The following is a 16065-nucleotide window of genomic DNA, read 5'->3' on the forward strand; positions in this document are numbered from 1 at the left end:
CTCAGTGGGTGGCGAAGAACAGTTCGTGACCGATGCGGGCATCGATCTCCAGGTACTTCCACATCGGGAAATCGCCGACGAGGGCATTGCGCACGATGCCGCATACGGCCTGCACGGCCGCCAGGTTCGGAGCGTCGGCGAGCACATAGGAGATCGGCTCGCGCGCACCGGTGCCGACCTGGAGCAGATCCTCGTCGAGCGTGCCGAGCACGGTGATGCCGAACCGCTCGCCGAGGCGGTCGAAAGCCGGGGGTATCGCCTCGAAGACGCGGGCCTGTTCCGCGGCGGGGGCCGAGTAGAACTCGCGGGTCACCCAGAGACGGAACAGGACACGAAGCTCGCCGGTGGTGGACACAACTCTCCTTGGATGTTTGCACTGACCTGTTGAGTAGGATCAAACTGTCAACACAGTCTCGAACTGTTAATGGAGTCTCGAACTGTCAACACAGTATCGAATTGTTAGAGAGTTGTCGAAATGACGGACGACGCCCAGCCGGGCGGGGTCGACGGGGATCAACCGGACACCGCCCGGATCGAACTCGACGCGATCCTGCATGCCACCGCGGATCCCCTGCGGCGGCACATGCTCGCGCTGCTGGCCGAACACGGTGAGATGACGGCGGCGGAGATGGCGCTGCCCGTGTCCCGCGCGACGGGCAGCTACCACTGCCGAATCCTGCGACAAGCCGGTTGGACGCACACCAGGGTGCGCGGCCGGGAACGGTACCTGTCACTGCGCCGCGCCGACCTCGACGGACTGTATCCGGGACTGGTCGAGGCGGTGCTCGCCGCGGAACTGGCGGAACGGGAGCGCCCGAAACACTGAGGCGCTCCCCGCCGACGAGCCGACCTCATCGAAAGCCGCACCGCCGCAACACCATCCCGAACCTGCCCGTTGTCGCTCCGCTACGGGTGCCCGATTGGCGTGTCGCATTCGACAGGTGCAGGCCGGTCACTATTCTGCGGTGATCGAGTGCGATTCGGCTCGTGGACGAATATGCGGGACCGAGATCCGGAATGCGATGTCGTGCGAACGAACGGAGGTATTCCTGTGAAAGTCGTGACAATAGGTTTTCTCACTGCGGTTTTGGCGGGTATGGGGCTCGGCGGCAGCATGATCGCGAATGCGGCCCCGCCCGAGGTCTCGCTCAAGGACTGCGCACGCGAGGGCGGGCAGCCGATGGGGCCGGGCGGGGCGATGGTGTGCTTCGGCGGCAAGTACAACGGCTACCGGATAGTAATTCGCTAGCAGCTTCTTCCTCGTCGAATGCGGCCGGGTGCACGTCCCGGCCGCATTCGGCATTTCCGGACCGTCGGGCAGCAGGGTGGGCGACCTACCTGTCCACGATCCTGCCGCCAGCCCTACTGCTCCGGCTTCGCCGACGCCGACCGGGAAACACCCGGCAACCGACACTGCTTTGTCGATACCAAAAAGATCTCCATGGAGATTTCTCGTTTCCACAGGAGGAATCGCAACGGCCAGTCGATAGCGTGACCAGAACCACTTACTCCTCATGCCCGGCAACGAGGCCTCGGACAGGAACTCCATGCAAGCAGTTTTCAACCCGGCGGATCCGGCGTTCACAGCCGACCGCTATGCGACCTACCGCACCCTGCGCGACAATGCCCCCGTCGCACCGATCGAGGTCAACGGTCACGAGGCCTTCGTGGTCACCCGCTACACCGACGCGAGCCGGATCTTCAAGACCCCCTCCGCGCGCGTGCAACCCCACGCCGGACAGTTCCCGCAACATATCGGGACCGGACCCGCGTCCGAGTTCTACCGACTCTCGCTGCCGTCGATGGATGCGCCATCGCACACCAGGCTGCGGAAGCTCGCGGGCGCCGCCTTCTCCGCGCGAGCGGTGGCGACCTTGCGTTCCCGGGTCCAGGAGATCATCGACAACGGCATCGACCGAATCAGCGACAACAAGGGTGAATTCGACTTCGTCGCCGAATTCGCCGCCCGCGTGCCCGCCGAGATCGCCTGCCGACTGCTGCACGCCCCGATGTCGGAGGCGCACACCGTGCTCGAACGGATGCCCGACCTCAACGCGGTGCTCAGCCATGGCGGCATCACCCCCGAGAAGTTGGCGGCGGCCGACGCCGCGGCCCAGTTCTACATCGACTACATCGGTGATCTCGTCGACACTCTGCGCGGAAAACTCGATGCCGATGATCCGGTGGGCGCGCTGCTGGAAGCCGAGGAGGACGGCTCCCGGATGACGCGGATCGAATTGGTCATCACGCTCGTCGGGTTCTTCGTGGCCAGCTATCACACGACCCTGGTCGCGATGACGAATGCCGTGTACGCCCTGTCGACCCATCCGGAGCAGATGAACATTCTGCGCGCGAACCCGGATCTCGCCGGACAGGCATGGGAGGAGGTGCTGCGGTATCTGTCGCCTGTGCATTTCATCCACCGCTATGCCGGACAGGCCCAAACCCTGCACGGTGTGGATATTCCGGAGGGCGGCCAGATCCTTCTGGGACTCGCCGCCGCCAATCGGGACGAACGCTTCATAGATGACCCGGACACCTTCGATATCGAGCGGGAAACCAACAGGCATCTCGCGTTCACCGCGGGCGGCCATTTCTGCCTGGGCGCACCGCTGTCCCGACTCGAAGGCCACCACCTGCTGCGGACGCTGCCCGCGCGAGTGCCGAACCTTCGGGTAACCATCGACAAGCCGGATTGGGGTCCCGATCTCAGTTTCGCGTTCATGCGCTCGATGACGGTGGCCGCCGAATGAGGGCTTGGGGGCCGGACGGTCGCCGCGCCGCGGCCTGCGTCACCTTCGACCATCTCGGTGAAGCGGCCGAAATTCAAATCGGCGCTTGGCGATCCGATGCGCCCGTCGGCTCGCACCCGAGCGTCTCGCGGCAACTGCCCGATCTACTCGCGATGCTCGACACCCGATCGGTCCCCTGCACCTTCTTCGTGGAAGCCTGGAACTACCAGCACTATTCGACCGCATTGGATTCCATCGCCGCGCACGGTCATGAAATCGGCTGGCACGGTTGGCTGCACGAACCGTGGTACCAGTCCACTCCGGAGACCGTCGCCGAGTCGCTGCGCAAGAGCATCGAGGTTTTCGAACGCTACGGCCACCGTCCGGTCGGGGCGCGGCCACCGGGCGGACTGCTCGGCGACCACGACCTCCGGGTGCTCGCGGAGGTCGGATTCGAATACGTTTCCCTGGCAGGGAATGTCACCGGCGCACAGAACGGTTTGGCGCTGCTGCCGTTCCCGTGGAGTGCGGTGGACGGCGCCTACTACCTCGATTCGTTTGCCGCACTGCGGGAACCACCCGGTCAGGGCGCGGTCGATCTCGACAGCATGCTGTCCGCCTACGACGCGTACCTCGAAAGGACAATCGCCGCGAGCGGACTCGCCACCTTCGTCTTCCACGTGCCGTGGCAGGACCGACCCGAACGCGTCGCGGCGATCGCGACCCTGATCGATCGGATCGCCGCCGACGACCGGGTGTGGCTCGCCTCCGGCGAGCAGATCGCACGCTGGATGCTCGCGAATCCGGATACGCCGCGGGTGCGGCACACCGACAGCCCGCCCGCCTGGTGACTTCTGCCCCACAGCTCGTTTCAATAGACCGAAATGTGAGTTCATCCATGAATCTGCGGATCGTCAGCTTCGCCGACGGCACCCGGTTCGCCCCGGGTGTCATGGCCGACGACGACACCATCGTGCCGCTCGCCCCGGTACTCGAAAAACACGGTATCCACCTCGATTCCACGCGCCAACTGCTCGGATTGTGGCCCCACCTGCGCATCCTGATCGGCGCGGAACTCGACAGCGGAGGACACCGGACCCTCTCGGCCGACTCCGTTCGTCTCGGTCCGCCGGTCCCCGATCCGGGTCAGATCATCGCGGTCGGGTTCAACTACGACACGCATTCGGAGGGCTTCTTGCTGCCTCGGCCCGCCGAAACCGTCGTGTTCACCAAGAGCCCCACCAGCCTGAGCGGCCCGCATGACCCCGTCGTGAAACCCGCGATCTCAATGGCACTCGACTACGAAGCGGAGATCGCCCTGGTCATCGGACGACCCGGCTACCGCATCGACCGCGCCGATGCCGCAACGCATATCGCCGGCTATATGCTCGCCAACGACATCACCGCCAGGGATGTCGCGCTGCCCGGCGGTTTCGATTCCTCACCGCTGCAGGCCCAGATCGTGCGCGGCAAGGGATATCCGACGTTCTGCCCGACCGGGCCGTGGTTGCTGCCCGCCGAGGGAGCGCCCGAGTCGTTCGAGTTCGAACTCTCGGTCAACGACGAATTGCGCCAGTCCGGTTCGACCAGGGACATGATGCTCGGATTCGCCGAGATCATCGCCTCGGTGAGCGCCTCCATCGCTCTGGCCACCGGCGACATCATTCTCACGGGCACTCCCTCGGGGTGCGGATTCCAATGCGACCCACCGCGATATCTGATGCCCGGCGATGTGATCACCGCCCGTTCGGACCTGCTGGGCGCGATGCGCCTGCCCGTCGTCGAAGAGAGCGCGCTCCCCGATCCCACTGCGAGGCAAGCATGAGAATCACATTCACCGCCGAGGGCACGTCCAAAACCGTCGACGCGGACGAGGGCAGCTCGCTGATGCAGGTGGCCCTCGCCAACGACATCCCCGGCATCACCGCCGACTGCGGCGGCAACGCCATGTGCGCGACCTGCCACATCTACGTCGACGCCGCCGATCATGCCCGGCTGCCGGAGATGGCCGAGGAGGAGGACGAGATGCTCGCTTTCACCGGCGCGGACCGGCGCGCCACCAGCCGCCTCGCCTGCCAGATCCAGGTGCAGGACCGCCTGGAGTCGATCGCGGTCCAAGTCGCCGCGCAGCAGTCGTAATCACCCGAGATCCGAAAGGCCCACCACCGCAATGTCAGCCAACCGCACCGCCGCACCCATGGTCATCGTGGGTGCGGGCCATGCGGGCGTCCAGGTCGCGAGTTCGCTGCGGGAACGCGGCTTCGCCGACCCGATCGTGCTCATCGACGCGCAGGCGCGCACACCGTACCAGCGCCCGCCGCTGTCGAAGGAATACCTCAACGGCGCCGCTCCCGATCCCGCACCGCTTCGGCACCGACAGTTCTACGACAGCAACAACATTCAACTGCGCCCCGTTCAAGCGACCCGGATCGACCCGCACGCGCGCATCGTCGGTCTCGACAGCGGCGAACAGCTCGAGTACCGATATCTCGTCTTGGCCACCGGCGCGGGCAACCGCGTCTTGGACGTCCCCGGAGCCGATGCGCCGCGCGTGCGCTACCTGCGCACCCTCGACGATGCCCGCGCGCTGCGCGAAAACCTCGCGACAGCAACGGATATCGTCGTCATCGGCGCCGGGTTCATCGGGCTCGAAGCGGCCGCCGCCGCCCGAAAGAGCGGCTGCCGGGTGCGGGTGGTCGATACCGCTGATCGTGTGATGGCCCGCGCGGTCTCGCCCGCGACGTCGTCCCGAATGATGCGGGTGCACAGCCGAGAAGGCGTGATCTTCCATCTGGGGCGCTCGGTCCGCGAGTTACTCGGCACCGGCCCCCTCAAGGTGCGATTGGACGACGGCACTACCCTTCCCGCCGATCTGGTGATCGTCGGAGTCGGCGTCACCCCGGCGACACAGCTCGCGCAGGATGCGGGCCTGACCATCGAAAACGGTGTCAGCGTCAACGAATTCCTGCAGACCTCGGACCCGGATATCTTCGCGATCGGCGACTGCGCGAGCTTCCCCGACCCGCGTGCCACGACGCGGACCCGCCTCGAATCGGTCCAGAATGCCGTCGATCAAGGCAAGTTCGTCGCGGGCCACATCCTCGGCGACCGCGCCGCCTACCACGCCCTGCCCTGGTTCTGGACCCACCAGTATTCGACGAAACTCCAGATCGCGGGCCACCTCTCCCGCAGCGACGAATCCTTGCAACTCGGTGAGCCCGAGGCGTTCTCGATCCTGCACTTCCAGGCGGGCAGCCTCGTCGCAGTCGAATCGTTCAACCGTCCCGGCGACCATGTCGCCGCCCGCCGCATTCTCGCGGGCGCCGAGGCACCCACCTCGGCGCAGGCGCGGGCCGACGGATTCTCGCTGAAGCTGTACGCACAGTCGATGATCGCGGGCGGGAGACCCGAAACCCAGTATCAATCCGCCGGGAGCGCACCCCGCATCGACGCCGACGGCGTCCAGGCGCGTTAGGCTGCTGCGATGAGCGCCGATCGCGACGCGGTCCGCCGGTTGTGCGAGGCGGTTGCCCGGCGGATCGAGAACGACAACCCCGATCTGACCGCTCGGATCCGCGCCGAATTGCCCTCCTACGGGCGAATCTCGCTCGCGGAACATCGCCGCACCGTCCACGAACTCGCGCGGCGCATGCTGACCAGCATCGCCCACGGCGGTGCTCCGATCGCGGAACATCTGCAATACACCCGGCGAGCCGCCCTGCGTCGGGCGCAGTTGGGCGTCTCCGCCTACGACGTGCTGCGTTCCTTCCACATCGTCAGTCGCGGCCTGTGGTCCGCGCTCCAGTCCGCCCCGGAGGCCTCCGAGCAGGCATTGATCCAACTGGTGCAACCCCTCGGAACCTGGACCGAGGCCATGACCGCGGCCGTCGTGGACGCCTTCGTCGACGAATCATCGATGCCGCAGGCCCGCGAAGCCGAGATCCGCAGGCGCCTGATCGCCCGACTCGGCGACCCCGCGCACACCGACGAGGTCGCCGAAACCGCCCGCACCCTGGCCTTCGATATCGAGGGCCGCTTCCAGGCCGTCTGCGCACCGCGCGAAACGTGGCCCGATGCCGAAATCGAGAACCTGCAGCGAACCACGCGCCGACTGCCGGGAGTCGTGCATTGCGGTGCGCGCGGCCGAACACTCGTGGTGCTCATTCAGGACTGCGACGTCGACTCGGTCCTGCGCGCGGCCCAGGGCATCAGCGGTGAGCGCGCCCGTTTCGGCATCGGACTGGTGCGAACCGGATTGGACGGCGCCCAACTCAGCACCGTCGACGCGGAACGCGCCTTGAGAATCGCCGAAATACAAGGCACAGGTTCGGCATCGTTCGCCGACTGCTGGCTCGAAGCCGCACTACTCGACCGACGAGCACAGTTGGCCGAACTCTTCGACTCGGTGCAACGCGTCGCCCAAACCCACCCGGACCTCGCCGAAGCCGTCATCACCTACGCCGAGAGCGGCTTCTCCCTCGCCCGCGCGGCCGAACGCCTACGCGTACACCCCAATTCGGTCGCCTACCGCCTCAGCCGCTGGCACCAACTAACCGGCGCCGACCCCCGAACCTTCTCCGGCCTCGTCCAATCGGTATCGGGCTGCCGTCTCCTCGGCCCCCATGCTCAATAGCGATCACATCGACTACGCGGGTATCTCCCTCGGACACACGATCGTTCTTATGGACCGCGCGCCGAATGACATCACGTGGAACTCGCCCCTCTGGATTGCCGCAATCGCCTCCGGCACGGTATATCTCGCACTCGTGTGGTGGATTCGGCGAACTCGGCGCTCCCGCGGTGTCATGCGTGAGATATCCTGGCTCGCCCGCACCGACCAGGGCCGCACCGCCTACCACTCCCACCTCGCCGCCCTCACCGCCCTCACCCGCAAAGCAGGCGAGGCCACCGCCTCCGGCTCGGCCGGATAGCCGAGGTCCGCGCGATGGCCGAGAGCGGCGACCGGACAGCCGCACGGCGGCTGCGGCGGATATCCGCCACGGATCCGAGCGGGTAGTCGACTTTGCGGGACAGCGTCGTTCGAAGTCGTGATTCAACTGGCGAAGATGAGCGTGGCGGGGCCGGGGGTTTCGACGAACTGGATATCCATGAATCCCGCTGTGGCGAGCCAGTGCCGGTAGTCGACGCGCCGCCAGGTGGCGCCCGCTTTGGTGCTGAGCAGCATCTCGGAGTTGAAGATCAACGGGAACGGCGGCCCGGATCGGTCGTCGTCCACCACGAAGTCGTTGACCACGAGGGTGCCGGTCGGTTTCAGCGCGCGGCGGAACTTGCCGAAGACGGCGATGTTCTGGTTCGGACTCTCCTGGTGGGCGATGTGGGAGTAGACGGCGACATCGTATTCGGCGGCGCCGAAATCGGTGCTGCGGAAGTCGCCGTCGATGGTCCGGAACCGTTCTCCCACACCGAATTTGCCGACGAATCCGGTGGCGATGCGGTTGACCGCGCTCCAGTCGAGCTGGGTGGCGCGCGCCCGCGGATTCATACCGAGCAGGATCGCGGAGAAGATTCCGGATCCGCCGCCCACGTCGAGGATGGATACCGGCCCCGCCGCGGCCAGGTCGAGCCGCTGGCCCGCGATGGTGGCCGAGGGCACCGACAGCGGCGCGATGGCGGGCACCAGCGCCTCCCAGATCGGATTGTCCGGCATGTCGCTGGTTTCGGCGCTGACGGGGATTCCGGTGGTGACGACCTCGGCGAGCGCCTCGCGGCGCGCGAGATCACCCGCCTGCCTCTTCGCGAATTCGCCGAAGTAGCCCGGTTTGCCCTCGACCAGGAATTCGGCGGCTTCGGGCGCGTTGCGGTAGACGCCGCCCTCGACCTGAACGAGCCCGAGACCCACCAGGCCGTCCAGTAGCGCCTGCGCGCCGCGCTCGGATATCCGGGCGCGCTGCGCAATCTGCTCCGCGTCGGTGGCGCCCGCCGCCAAGTGGGTGAACACCGAATGCGTCGCCCCCGTGCCCAACAGCGCCGCCGCCCAATGCCCCGTCGCCATTTGGAAGATTCGTTCGGGCGTGATCGTGTTCTCGTTCATTGGATACCTCCGAACGCAGGTGAGAACCGGTCCCGCCCAACTATAGTCACGATCAAATGCTTCGAGACCGGATCGTGAACCAGCCGAATTATCGATACTTTCGCAAAGAAAATTCATATCCGGGTCGAAATCGCCGCCGAAATCCGGATGAACCGGACTCGGCCCGTGGAATGGTACAAAACTCGATATGAACCGACACATCCATTTCGTGGGCAGCCTGCCCGCGCCCCTGATGACCAGTCACCGCGGCGCAATGGAATGGATTCTCGAACACGGCGCGGGTCAGCCGCTCGCCACCCTACCCTGCGATCTGGAACCGGACTGGATGGTCGGCTACCTGCGCGGACTCGCGGCCCGTCGGGGCGCCGTCGAATTTAGTTGCGGGAGCGATGATTACGTCGACTACGACCATATGCCCGCCGTATCGGTCCGCCGGGGCGCCACCTTGCGCGCCGAGGATGTCGGCATGCGACGTGTCGAACGGATCACGCACATCGTGGCCGCCTACCGGAAATTGCGGCAGGAGCGACCCGAAATCGATGGCGTGCGTTTACAACTGAGCCAACCAGGGCCACTCGATATGAGCCTGTTGACTTTTGGCGGCCCGGCACTGGCCACCGGCCTTCCTCTCGGACCGGCCCTGCGCAATATCGGCTGCCTCGGCGCGGCCCTGCGCCATACCCCGGTGTTCGCCCGCGCGGTGCTCGAGGAAATAGCCGAAATCACCGCGGCCCACGGTTCGATCATCACCTGGCAGGTCGAATCACCGGTGTCGCTGCTGTCGATGATCAAAGGTGCGCAGTTTCGCACAACGGCTCCGCTCGCCGCCATGATGGCCCGCTATTTGGCAGGCTTCCTCAGCCAACTGCACGGTCTCGACGCCCACGCGAGTCTGCACCTGTGCTACGGCGATCACAACCACACCGCACTGCTGCGGCCCACGAGTCTGGCCCCGGCGGTGGCGCTGCTCAACCGGCTCGGTCGCGAACTCCGCAGGCTCGACGTCCCCCTGCCGACCGTCCACATCCCGTGCGCGTTCGGCGCCGAACCGGCACCCCTCGAGCAGAGTTTCTACACACCGCTGCGCCGCCTGGACCCCGCCTGGAACCTGATAGCAGGCGTGGTTTCGCCCCACAGCATCCTCGACAGCATGCTCGCGCTGCGCCTGTTCGAACTCGCCGCCGATCGCCCGGTGCACGCGGTCGCCACCGCATGCGGCCTGGGTCGCTGCACGGTCGAGGTCGCCGAGCAGGCGGCCACCGCCACCGCGACCACCGCCATGCTGGGGAATCAGCCGCAAGCAGCCTGGCAGGGCTACGCGTTGGCGACAACTCCTCGGCAGGCAGTCCGATAGACGTTGTCGAACGGGTCGCGCGCCATCGCTCGATATGCCGAGTCCACAACGACGGCACGGCGAACCGTTCGGCCACGACAATTCCGGTACGGTAGTCCCGAAAAGATTCGACCGGCTCGATTCCCGCCGATGGAAGGAGTTGCAGTTGTCTCTGTCTCGTACGGTCTCCCGAATTCGATTCCGCACCTTCGCGATACTGAATGCCGCAGCGGTCGCGAGCGGGCTGATGATCACCCTCGCGGCGGCACCCGCCTCCGCCGCGGGCGCATTCACGGTCAGCGAGGCGCAGTTCGATCGAATGTTCCCGGACCGCAACAGCTTCTACACCTACAAGGGACTGACCGAAGCCCTGAGCGCCTACCCGAATTTCGCAGCGACCGGCAGCGATGCGGTGCGCAAGCGCGAAGCGGCGGCCTTCCTGGCCAACGTGAGTCACGAGACCGGCGGACTGCGGTACGTCGTCGAGCAGAACAGGGCCAACTACTCCCACTACTGCGATCGGAGCCAACCCTACGATTGCCCGGCGGGCGGCAGTGCCTACTACGGACGCGGCCCGCTGCAACTCAGCTGGAACTTCAATTACAAGGCGGCCGGTGACGCCCTGGGCATCGACCTGCTGCACGACCCGTACCAGGTGGAGAAGAACCCCGCAGTGTCGTGGAAGACCGGCCTGTGGTTCTGGAACACTCAGAAAGGCGCGGGCACAATGACCCCGCACGAGGCGATCGTCCAGGGCAAGGGATTCGGCGAGACGATCCGCAGCATCAACGGCGATCTGGAATGCAACGGCAAGAATCCGCAAGAGCGCGACGACCGGATCGGCCTCTACCGGAAATTCGTCGCCATCCTCGGCACCGACACCGACGGCGGCAATATCTCCTGCTGAATCGCGGGCTCGGGGTGGCACTTCGGCCGGTGCCACCCCGGCTCTATGCTCTGCGGGCATGGACGGGAGCACGCCGCACGGCCTCGAGATCCGCCACCTGCGTGCGTTCGAAGCGGTGGCGCGGCTGGCTTCCTTCACGCACGCCGCACAGGAACTCATGATCACCCAACCCGCACTGAGCCGGACGATCCGCAGGCTCGAAGAGCTGCTGCGGGTACGACTATTCGACCGCTCGACCCGCCACGTGACGCTCACCGACGCGGGCGCGACCTTCCTGGCGCACGCCATACGGGTGCTCACCGAACTCGACCGGGCCGTCGGCGCGGCGCGCAGGCAGGGCACCATCAAACTCGGCTTCGGCTGGTTGCTGCCGACACCGTGGGCGCAGGATACGCTCGCCCGCTTCGAAAGCGCCACCGGCAGTTCGGTGGAACTCATCCGCACCGATGATCCGCTCGCCGCGGTGCGACAGGGAAAAGTAGACCTCGCGCTGATACGCGGCGATGTGCCGAACCCCCGCTTGCGGATCATCCCCCTCTTCGAGGAGACACGGGTCGCCGTCTGCGCCGAGCGATACCCGCTGGCAGCCGATCTGGATTGGTCCGAGATCCCGCGGTGGCCCTTGGTGGTCAATACCGTCAGCGGCACCACGGGCGCCTGGTCCTGGCCCGATGGCGACGGCCCGACCACCATCGTCGAAACCGCCAATTTCGACGAGTGGATCGAAACCATCGCCGCCGGTCGCGGCATCGGCGTCGCCCCCGATATCGCGCTGCGCCGTCACATCCACCCCTCGGTGCGATTCGTTCCGATCACCAACGCCCCGAAAATCCCCGTCTCCCTAGCCTTCCTACCCAGCGCGAACGGCCCGGCCCTGCGCCGCTTCCTAGCCGCCGCGCTCCACTCGGTCGGGTCGGGCCGCACGTCTTGTACTGCGAATTCCGAGCCTTTGGCGTAGCCGCAGGCGGTGACTCAGAACCCGCAGGCGCTGTCGACCGCGGCGAAGGCGCCCTTGACGTCCGGGTTCCCCAACAATGCCTGGTGGTCCCGCGCGGGTGCGGCGGCGAGCCGATTCAGTTGCGCCGCCGCGTCGTTCAGCGCGTTCTTCACCTTGCCGTCATCGGCGTCGGCGGCCAGTTCGCTGAACCGGCGGCCGAGTTCGGACCACCTGGTGGCGGCGTCGCCCGCGTCGTTCGCCTCGGACTGTTTGCTGAATTCGTCCACCACGGCGCCAACCGTGACGCAGGTGGCCTGTTCGCTCACCGCACCCGCCGGACCGGCCACCGCGATGCCGACGCCAACGACGGCGGCCGATGCCAGCGCCAAGAGTGTGCCGCGCATGTGAAGCTCCCTCGATCAATCGCCTGAGTTCAAAATGTAGACCGTCCAGTCTTATCAATGTGTCTACCGGATAGTTCCCATCATTGGGAATTCAGCAGGACGACCCCCTGATGACGGCCCGCACCAGCATAATTCGCATCCGCAACCTTGCACACCTGGCGAGACGACGAATGGCGTCCCCGGGTGGACACCACCCGGAATAGACCGTCGCGGCAACACACGCGGCCGCACCTTCGGACGAAGGCACGGCCACGCACATCGACACTGCGGCAGTGATGCCTACACGTTCACCGAACCAGGCTCCCCTCCTCGAGATTCCCCGCGCACGAGGTCCGCGACGACAACCCCGACGCCGCGACCACCACCGCGACGAGCGCAGCGGTCACCGGCACCACCAGCGCGGTGCGCAGCCCGCCGATCGCGATCGGCCCGGAGGCGACGGTCACCGCCGTGACAGCGGAAATGCCGAGGGCGAAACCGAATTGGAAACCGGTGTAGAGCAGACCGCCCGCGAGTCCGTGCTCCTGCTCCGCGACACCGTCGGTGCCCGCGATCGTCAGTGGACCGTAGACGAGGGCGAAGGCAAGGCCGAGCAGCAGCATGGTCGGGAGCATCGCGGCGTAGGCCCAATCGATGTTCATCGGGAGGAACAGTAGGTAGGCGACGGACGCAAGCAGCATGCCGACGAAAATGACACGGGCCGTGCCGAATCGGCGCACCAGACGCGGCGTCAGCGTCGGAGCCAGGATCGCGTCGATGCCGATGACGACCATCGCCAGACCGGTCTGCACGGCCGACCAGCCCCGCACCTCCTGCAAATACAGCGTGCCGACGAACTGGAATCCGGCGAACGATCCTTGGAACAGCAGCCCAACTATCGTGGTGCGCAGCACATTCGCGGACCGCAGGATGCCGAGCCGAACCAGCGGCGCCTCCGAACGCCGCTCGATCACCACGAACAGCGCCAGCAAGAGCAATCCGACCGCGAAAACGGCAGCGGTCAGCACCGCGGACTCACCGGGATGCTCGAGGCGGACAACACCGTAGACCAGCAGCAGCATCGCCCCGGTGACGGTGAGCGCGCCGAGCACATCGAATCCACCTCGAACCCGTTGCGGCACTTCGGAATCACGCACCAGCGCGAGAACGCCGACCAGGATCACCGCCGACAGCGCGACGGGCGCGAAGAACACCCACCGCCAGCCCAGCGCGGTGAGCAGGCCGCCTGCGACCATCCCGAGCGAGAATCCGCCCGCCGCGATACCGGAGTAGACCAGCAATGCCTTGTCACGCACCGGACCTTCGGCAAAGGAAGTGGTGACCAGGGACAGACCGGCCGGCGCCAGGAAGGCCGCCGCCACACCGGTCACGAACCGTGCGATCAGCAGCATCCATCCTGTCGTGGCGAATCCGCCCAGTCCGGAGAAGACCAGGAAGACGGTCATCCAGAACACGAACATGCGGCGACGGCCCAGCAGGTCGGCGGCGCGCCCGCCGAACAGCATGAATCCGCCGTATCCGAGGACGTACGCGGACACGACGCCGCCGGCCGTGCCGGTGGACAAACCCAGATCGGCGCGGATGGAGGGCAATGCGACATTCAGCATGGCCACATCGACGCCCTCCAGGAAGATCGCGCCGCACAGCACCGCGAGCACCGCCCACGCACGTCCCGTCATCGTCGTGACAGCCCCTGGCGAGGGCGCGGTTACCACCATCGGTCGAACTCCTTCTCGGTTCCCCATCAGGGGGTCGGTTACTACTTGTTACCGAGCCGAGTCTCGAGCAGAATGGTCGATTATGGAAGAAGGCACTTCGAAGTCACTCGGTGACTGCGCGGATACCGGCGTCGACTACAGCGTTCTCCAGTGGGATCAGCGGGCCGACTGCGAGGTGCGCCAGATTCTCGACCGCATCGCCGACAAGTGGTCGCTGCTGGTGATCGCGCTGCTGGACAAGCGAACCCTGCGCTTCACCGAACTCAAACGGCATATCGACGGCGTGAGCCAACGCATGCTCAGCCGCACCCTGCGCCACCTCGAACGCGACGGACTGATCGAACGCACGGTATTCCCCACCGTGCCGCCCAGGGTGGAATACGCGCTCACCCCACTGGGTTCCGGCCTGCACGCCACCATCAAAACCCTGGTGGACTGGACCGAATCGCATCAGCGAGATATCGCCGCCGCCCGCTCGGCCTACGATCGCCGAGTCGCGACGGAGGTCTGAGCCACGAACGTGCGCTCAGCGAGCGTTCGCTCGAAGGAGCACGCCGAGCGCGAGCAGCAGCAGCAGCGCGACGACAGCGGTGAAGCCGATGCCCGCGACGCGCAGCCCCCAGATTCCGGCGGCCCGGCCCGCCGCGACGACCGGCGCCGAAATCCCCAGGTAGACCACGACGAAGAAGCTCGACATGGTGCCGCCGCGCTGGTCGACGGGCGAGCGCGCACCGATCAGCGCCACCGCCGCGCGGAAGGCGACCCCATGTCCGAGGCCGACCGCGACGGTGGCGATCACCAGTGCCGCGACCGAACCCGACACCAGGGCGAGAGCGAACCCGCAGACCGCCGCGATGGCGCCCGCGCATCCGGCGGTCAGCGCCGCGGGCGCGGGCAAACGCCGCGTCGCGACCTGACTGACCGCGGATCCGGCGAACATCCCGAAGACCACGCCCCCGGACAGCGCCGGACTGCTCACATGCAAAAGCTTTGCGAGAAAAGCGGGTTCGATGGCGGCCACCAAACCGAACATCGCGAAGCACGCGAACATCACCGCCGATACCGCGGGAAAGATCGGCCGCACTTCGCGAGGCAGGGTCGGCCAGTCGATCCGCAACCGCGTCCCCGAACCGGGTCGCCGCGACTGCGGCACGAACCACACGCCCACCGCCGTGAGCACGACGAGCGCCAGGTGTACGGCGAATGGCGCGATCAGCGGGGCCGGACCGAATGCGGCGAGCAGTCCGCTCAGCAGTGGCCCGCATCCCAGACCCAGCATATTGACCGCGGTGGCGACCAAGCCCGCATGCGCCTGATCGCCCTCCGGCTCCAGTTCGACCAGTGCGGCGGTGGCGGTCCCGGCGATCATTCCCGCCGAAAGTCCGGACAGCACACGGCCGATCAGCAGCCCGGTCACTCCCGGCCAGGCCAGGAATGCCAATGCCGACAGTGCCGCGCAGGCCAGGGCCGCCAACAGCACCGGTCGCCGACCGATCACATCCGAAATCCGGCCCAGCAGTACCAGCGCAGCGAGCACACCGATCGCGTAGCTGGCGAAAAGCACTGTGACAGTGAGATCGTCGAATCCGAGACGGTGTTGCAGTGCCGGATAGAGCGGTGTCGGCAATGTCGTGCCGACCATCGTCACCCCCAGCGCGGCCGCCACGACCCGGAAGCCCCGGCGCGCGGCGTGTTCCAGTCGAATCATGGCCCCAGCCTGCGCCGACCACGAATGATCGGTCCAACAGGTGCTACCAATGCGATCAATCGGTTGAGTCGATTGCGGCACTAGTTCACTAGCTTGCTAGAGTGCTAGCATGAGCCGGGTGGGTGAGAACGAAGTCAAGCAGTTCAACGTGTATCTGCCCGTAGAGCTGATCAAACAGGTGAAAATCCGGTCGATCGAGACCGGCAGCTCACTGTCGGCCCTGGTCGCCACCGCATTGCGGGCCTATCTCGCACAAGACACCGACCACTGAAGC

General features: G+C 66.3%; 19 protein-coding genes. 14 read left to right on the forward strand and 5 right to left on the reverse strand.

Features of this window, described 5'->3' with window-relative positions:
- Position 1 precedes the first annotated feature (1 nt).
- A complete protein-coding gene (locus D5S18_RS26480; RefSeq protein WP_120043808.1) occupies positions 2-355 on the reverse strand; it encodes a hypothetical protein in 354 nt (117 codons plus the stop codon).
- Positions 356-475: 120 nt separating this feature from the next.
- Here D5S18_RS26480 and D5S18_RS26485 point away from each other — a divergent pair, with 120 nt between their 5' ends.
- From D5S18_RS26485 to D5S18_RS36190, 9 genes are all read left to right on the forward strand, one after another.
- Positions 476-826, forward strand: coding sequence for an ArsR/SmtB family transcription factor (locus D5S18_RS26485; RefSeq protein WP_120043809.1), 351 nt, complete (start codon positions 476-478; stop codon positions 824-826).
- Between the two features lie 234 nt (positions 827-1060).
- A complete protein-coding gene (locus D5S18_RS26490; protein WP_147404195.1) occupies positions 1061-1249 on the forward strand; it encodes a hypothetical protein in 189 nt (62 codons plus the stop codon).
- 298 nt (positions 1250-1547) lie between these two features.
- Entirely contained in the window at positions 1548-2753 is a 1206-nt protein-coding gene (locus tag D5S18_RS26495) for a cytochrome P450 (RefSeq protein WP_120044075.1), read from the forward strand.
- Positions 2750-3583, forward strand: coding sequence for a polysaccharide deacetylase family protein (locus D5S18_RS26500; protein WP_120043811.1), 834 nt, complete (start codon positions 2750-2752; stop codon positions 3581-3583). Before D5S18_RS26495 ends, D5S18_RS26500 begins: the two co-directional genes overlap by 4 nt.
- A 35-nt stretch (positions 3584-3618) precedes the next feature.
- Positions 3619-4557, forward strand: coding sequence for a fumarylacetoacetate hydrolase family protein (locus tag D5S18_RS26505; protein WP_239004013.1), 939 nt, complete (start codon positions 3619-3621; stop codon positions 4555-4557).
- The gene (locus D5S18_RS26510) at positions 4554-4871 is read left to right on the forward strand and encodes a 2Fe-2S iron-sulfur cluster-binding protein (protein ID WP_120043813.1); all 318 of its coding nucleotides are present in this window, start codon (positions 4554-4556) and stop codon (positions 4869-4871) included. Before D5S18_RS26505 ends, D5S18_RS26510 begins: the two co-directional genes overlap by 4 nt.
- 31 nt (positions 4872-4902) lie before the next feature.
- Positions 4903-6207: an NAD(P)/FAD-dependent oxidoreductase gene (locus D5S18_RS26515; protein WP_120043814.1), complete on the forward strand. Its 1305-nt coding sequence runs from the start codon at positions 4903-4905 to the stop codon at positions 6205-6207.
- A 9-nt stretch (positions 6208-6216) separates the two neighbouring features.
- Positions 6217-7365, forward strand: a complete 1149-nt coding sequence (locus D5S18_RS26520; RefSeq protein WP_120043815.1) for a PucR family transcriptional regulator — start codon at positions 6217-6219, stop codon at positions 7363-7365.
- A 172-nt stretch (positions 7366-7537) separates the two neighbouring features.
- Positions 7538-7663: a hypothetical protein gene (locus tag D5S18_RS36190; protein ID WP_282434888.1), complete on the forward strand. Its 126-nt coding sequence runs from the start codon at positions 7538-7540 to the stop codon at positions 7661-7663.
- 122 nt (positions 7664-7785) lie between these two features.
- Here the strand turns inward: D5S18_RS36190 and D5S18_RS26530 are convergent, their stop codons facing one another.
- Complete coding sequence (locus tag D5S18_RS26530) at positions 7786-8784, reverse strand: class I SAM-dependent methyltransferase (protein ID WP_120043817.1); 999 nt, start codon at positions 8782-8784, stop codon at positions 7786-7788.
- A 187-nt stretch (positions 8785-8971) separates the two neighbouring features.
- Between D5S18_RS26530 and D5S18_RS26535 the strand changes: the two genes are divergently transcribed.
- From D5S18_RS26535 to D5S18_RS26545, 3 genes are all read left to right on the forward strand, one after another.
- Entirely contained in the window at positions 8972-10138 is a 1167-nt protein-coding gene (locus D5S18_RS26535) for a hypothetical protein (protein WP_120043818.1), read from the forward strand.
- A gap of 145 nt (positions 10139-10283) precedes the next feature.
- Entirely contained in the window at positions 10284-11024 is a 741-nt protein-coding gene (locus D5S18_RS26540) for a chitinase (RefSeq protein WP_203236923.1), read from the forward strand.
- A gap of 58 nt (positions 11025-11082) precedes the next feature.
- Positions 11083-11982, forward strand: a complete 900-nt coding sequence (locus D5S18_RS26545; protein WP_120043820.1) for a LysR family transcriptional regulator — start codon at positions 11083-11085, stop codon at positions 11980-11982.
- A gap of 14 nt (positions 11983-11996) precedes the next feature.
- Here the strand turns inward: D5S18_RS26545 and D5S18_RS26550 are convergent, their stop codons facing one another.
- Both D5S18_RS26550 and D5S18_RS26555 read right to left on the reverse strand, forming a co-directional pair.
- A complete protein-coding gene (locus tag D5S18_RS26550) occupies positions 11997-12365 on the reverse strand; it encodes a hypothetical protein (RefSeq protein WP_120043821.1) in 369 nt (122 codons plus the stop codon).
- Positions 12366-12652: 287 nt separating this feature from the next.
- Positions 12653-14083, reverse strand: a complete 1431-nt coding sequence (locus tag D5S18_RS26555; protein ID WP_239004014.1) for an MFS transporter — start codon at positions 14081-14083, stop codon at positions 12653-12655.
- An 82-nt stretch (positions 14084-14165) separates the two neighbouring features.
- Here D5S18_RS26555 and D5S18_RS26560 point away from each other — a divergent pair, with 82 nt between their 5' ends.
- Complete coding sequence (locus D5S18_RS26560; RefSeq protein WP_120043823.1) at positions 14166-14594, forward strand: winged helix-turn-helix transcriptional regulator; 429 nt, start codon at positions 14166-14168, stop codon at positions 14592-14594.
- Positions 14595-14609: 15 nt separating this feature from the next.
- Here D5S18_RS26560 and D5S18_RS26565 read toward each other — a convergent pair whose 3' ends face one another.
- Positions 14610-15791, reverse strand: coding sequence for an MFS transporter (locus D5S18_RS26565; RefSeq protein WP_203236924.1), 1182 nt, complete (start codon positions 15789-15791; stop codon positions 14610-14612).
- Between the two features lie 118 nt (positions 15792-15909).
- On the opposite strand from D5S18_RS26565, the gene D5S18_RS26570 reads away from it, so the two are divergent.
- Positions 15910-16062, forward strand: a complete 153-nt coding sequence (locus D5S18_RS26570; RefSeq protein ID WP_120044077.1) for a ribbon-helix-helix domain-containing protein — start codon at positions 15910-15912, stop codon at positions 16060-16062.
- The last annotated feature ends 3 nt before the right edge of the window (positions 16063-16065 follow it).

The sequence above is a fragment of the Nocardia panacis genome, from assembly GCF_003598715.1.
Classification (GTDB): domain Bacteria; phylum Actinomycetota; class Actinomycetes; order Mycobacteriales; family Mycobacteriaceae; genus Nocardia; species Nocardia panacis.

What these genes read in the sequence shown, in the direction of transcription:
- D5S18_RS26485 (WP_120043809.1), top strand. Translation starts at nt 476, where the DNA reads ATGACGGACGACGCCCAGCCGGGCGGGGTCGACGGGGATCAACCGGAC.
- D5S18_RS26495 (WP_120044075.1), top strand. Translation starts at nt 1,548, where the DNA reads ATGCAAGCAGTTTTCAACCCGGCGGATCCGGCGTTCACAGCCGACCGC.
- D5S18_RS26500 (WP_120043811.1), top strand. Translation starts at nt 2,750, where the DNA reads ATGAGGGCTTGGGGGCCGGACGGTCGCCGCGCCGCGGCCTGCGTCACC.
- D5S18_RS26510 (WP_120043813.1), top strand. Translation starts at nt 4,554, where the DNA reads ATGAGAATCACATTCACCGCCGAGGGCACGTCCAAAACCGTCGACGCG.
- D5S18_RS26515 (WP_120043814.1), top strand. Translation starts at nt 4,903, where the DNA reads ATGTCAGCCAACCGCACCGCCGCACCCATGGTCATCGTGGGTGCGGGC.
- D5S18_RS26520 (WP_120043815.1), top strand. Translation starts at nt 6,217, where the DNA reads ATGAGCGCCGATCGCGACGCGGTCCGCCGGTTGTGCGAGGCGGTTGCC.
- D5S18_RS36190 (WP_282434888.1), top strand. Translation starts at nt 7,538, where the DNA reads ATGCGTGAGATATCCTGGCTCGCCCGCACCGACCAGGGCCGCACCGCC.
- D5S18_RS26530 (WP_120043817.1), bottom strand. Translation starts at nt 8,784, where the DNA reads ATGAACGAGAACACGATCACGCCCGAACGAATCTTCCAAATGGCGACG.
- D5S18_RS26535 (WP_120043818.1), top strand. Translation starts at nt 8,972, where the DNA reads ATGAACCGACACATCCATTTCGTGGGCAGCCTGCCCGCGCCCCTGATG.
- D5S18_RS26545 (WP_120043820.1), top strand. Translation starts at nt 11,083, where the DNA reads ATGGACGGGAGCACGCCGCACGGCCTCGAGATCCGCCACCTGCGTGCG.
- D5S18_RS26550 (WP_120043821.1), bottom strand. Translation starts at nt 12,365, where the DNA reads ATGCGCGGCACACTCTTGGCGCTGGCATCGGCCGCCGTCGTTGGCGTC.
- D5S18_RS26555 (WP_239004014.1), bottom strand. Translation starts at nt 14,083, where the DNA reads ATGGTGGTAACCGCGCCCTCGCCAGGGGCTGTCACGACGATGACGGGA.
- D5S18_RS26560 (WP_120043823.1), top strand. Translation starts at nt 14,166, where the DNA reads ATGGAAGAAGGCACTTCGAAGTCACTCGGTGACTGCGCGGATACCGGC.
- D5S18_RS26565 (WP_203236924.1), bottom strand. Translation starts at nt 15,791, where the DNA reads ATGATTCGACTGGAACACGCCGCGCGCCGGGGCTTCCGGGTCGTGGCG.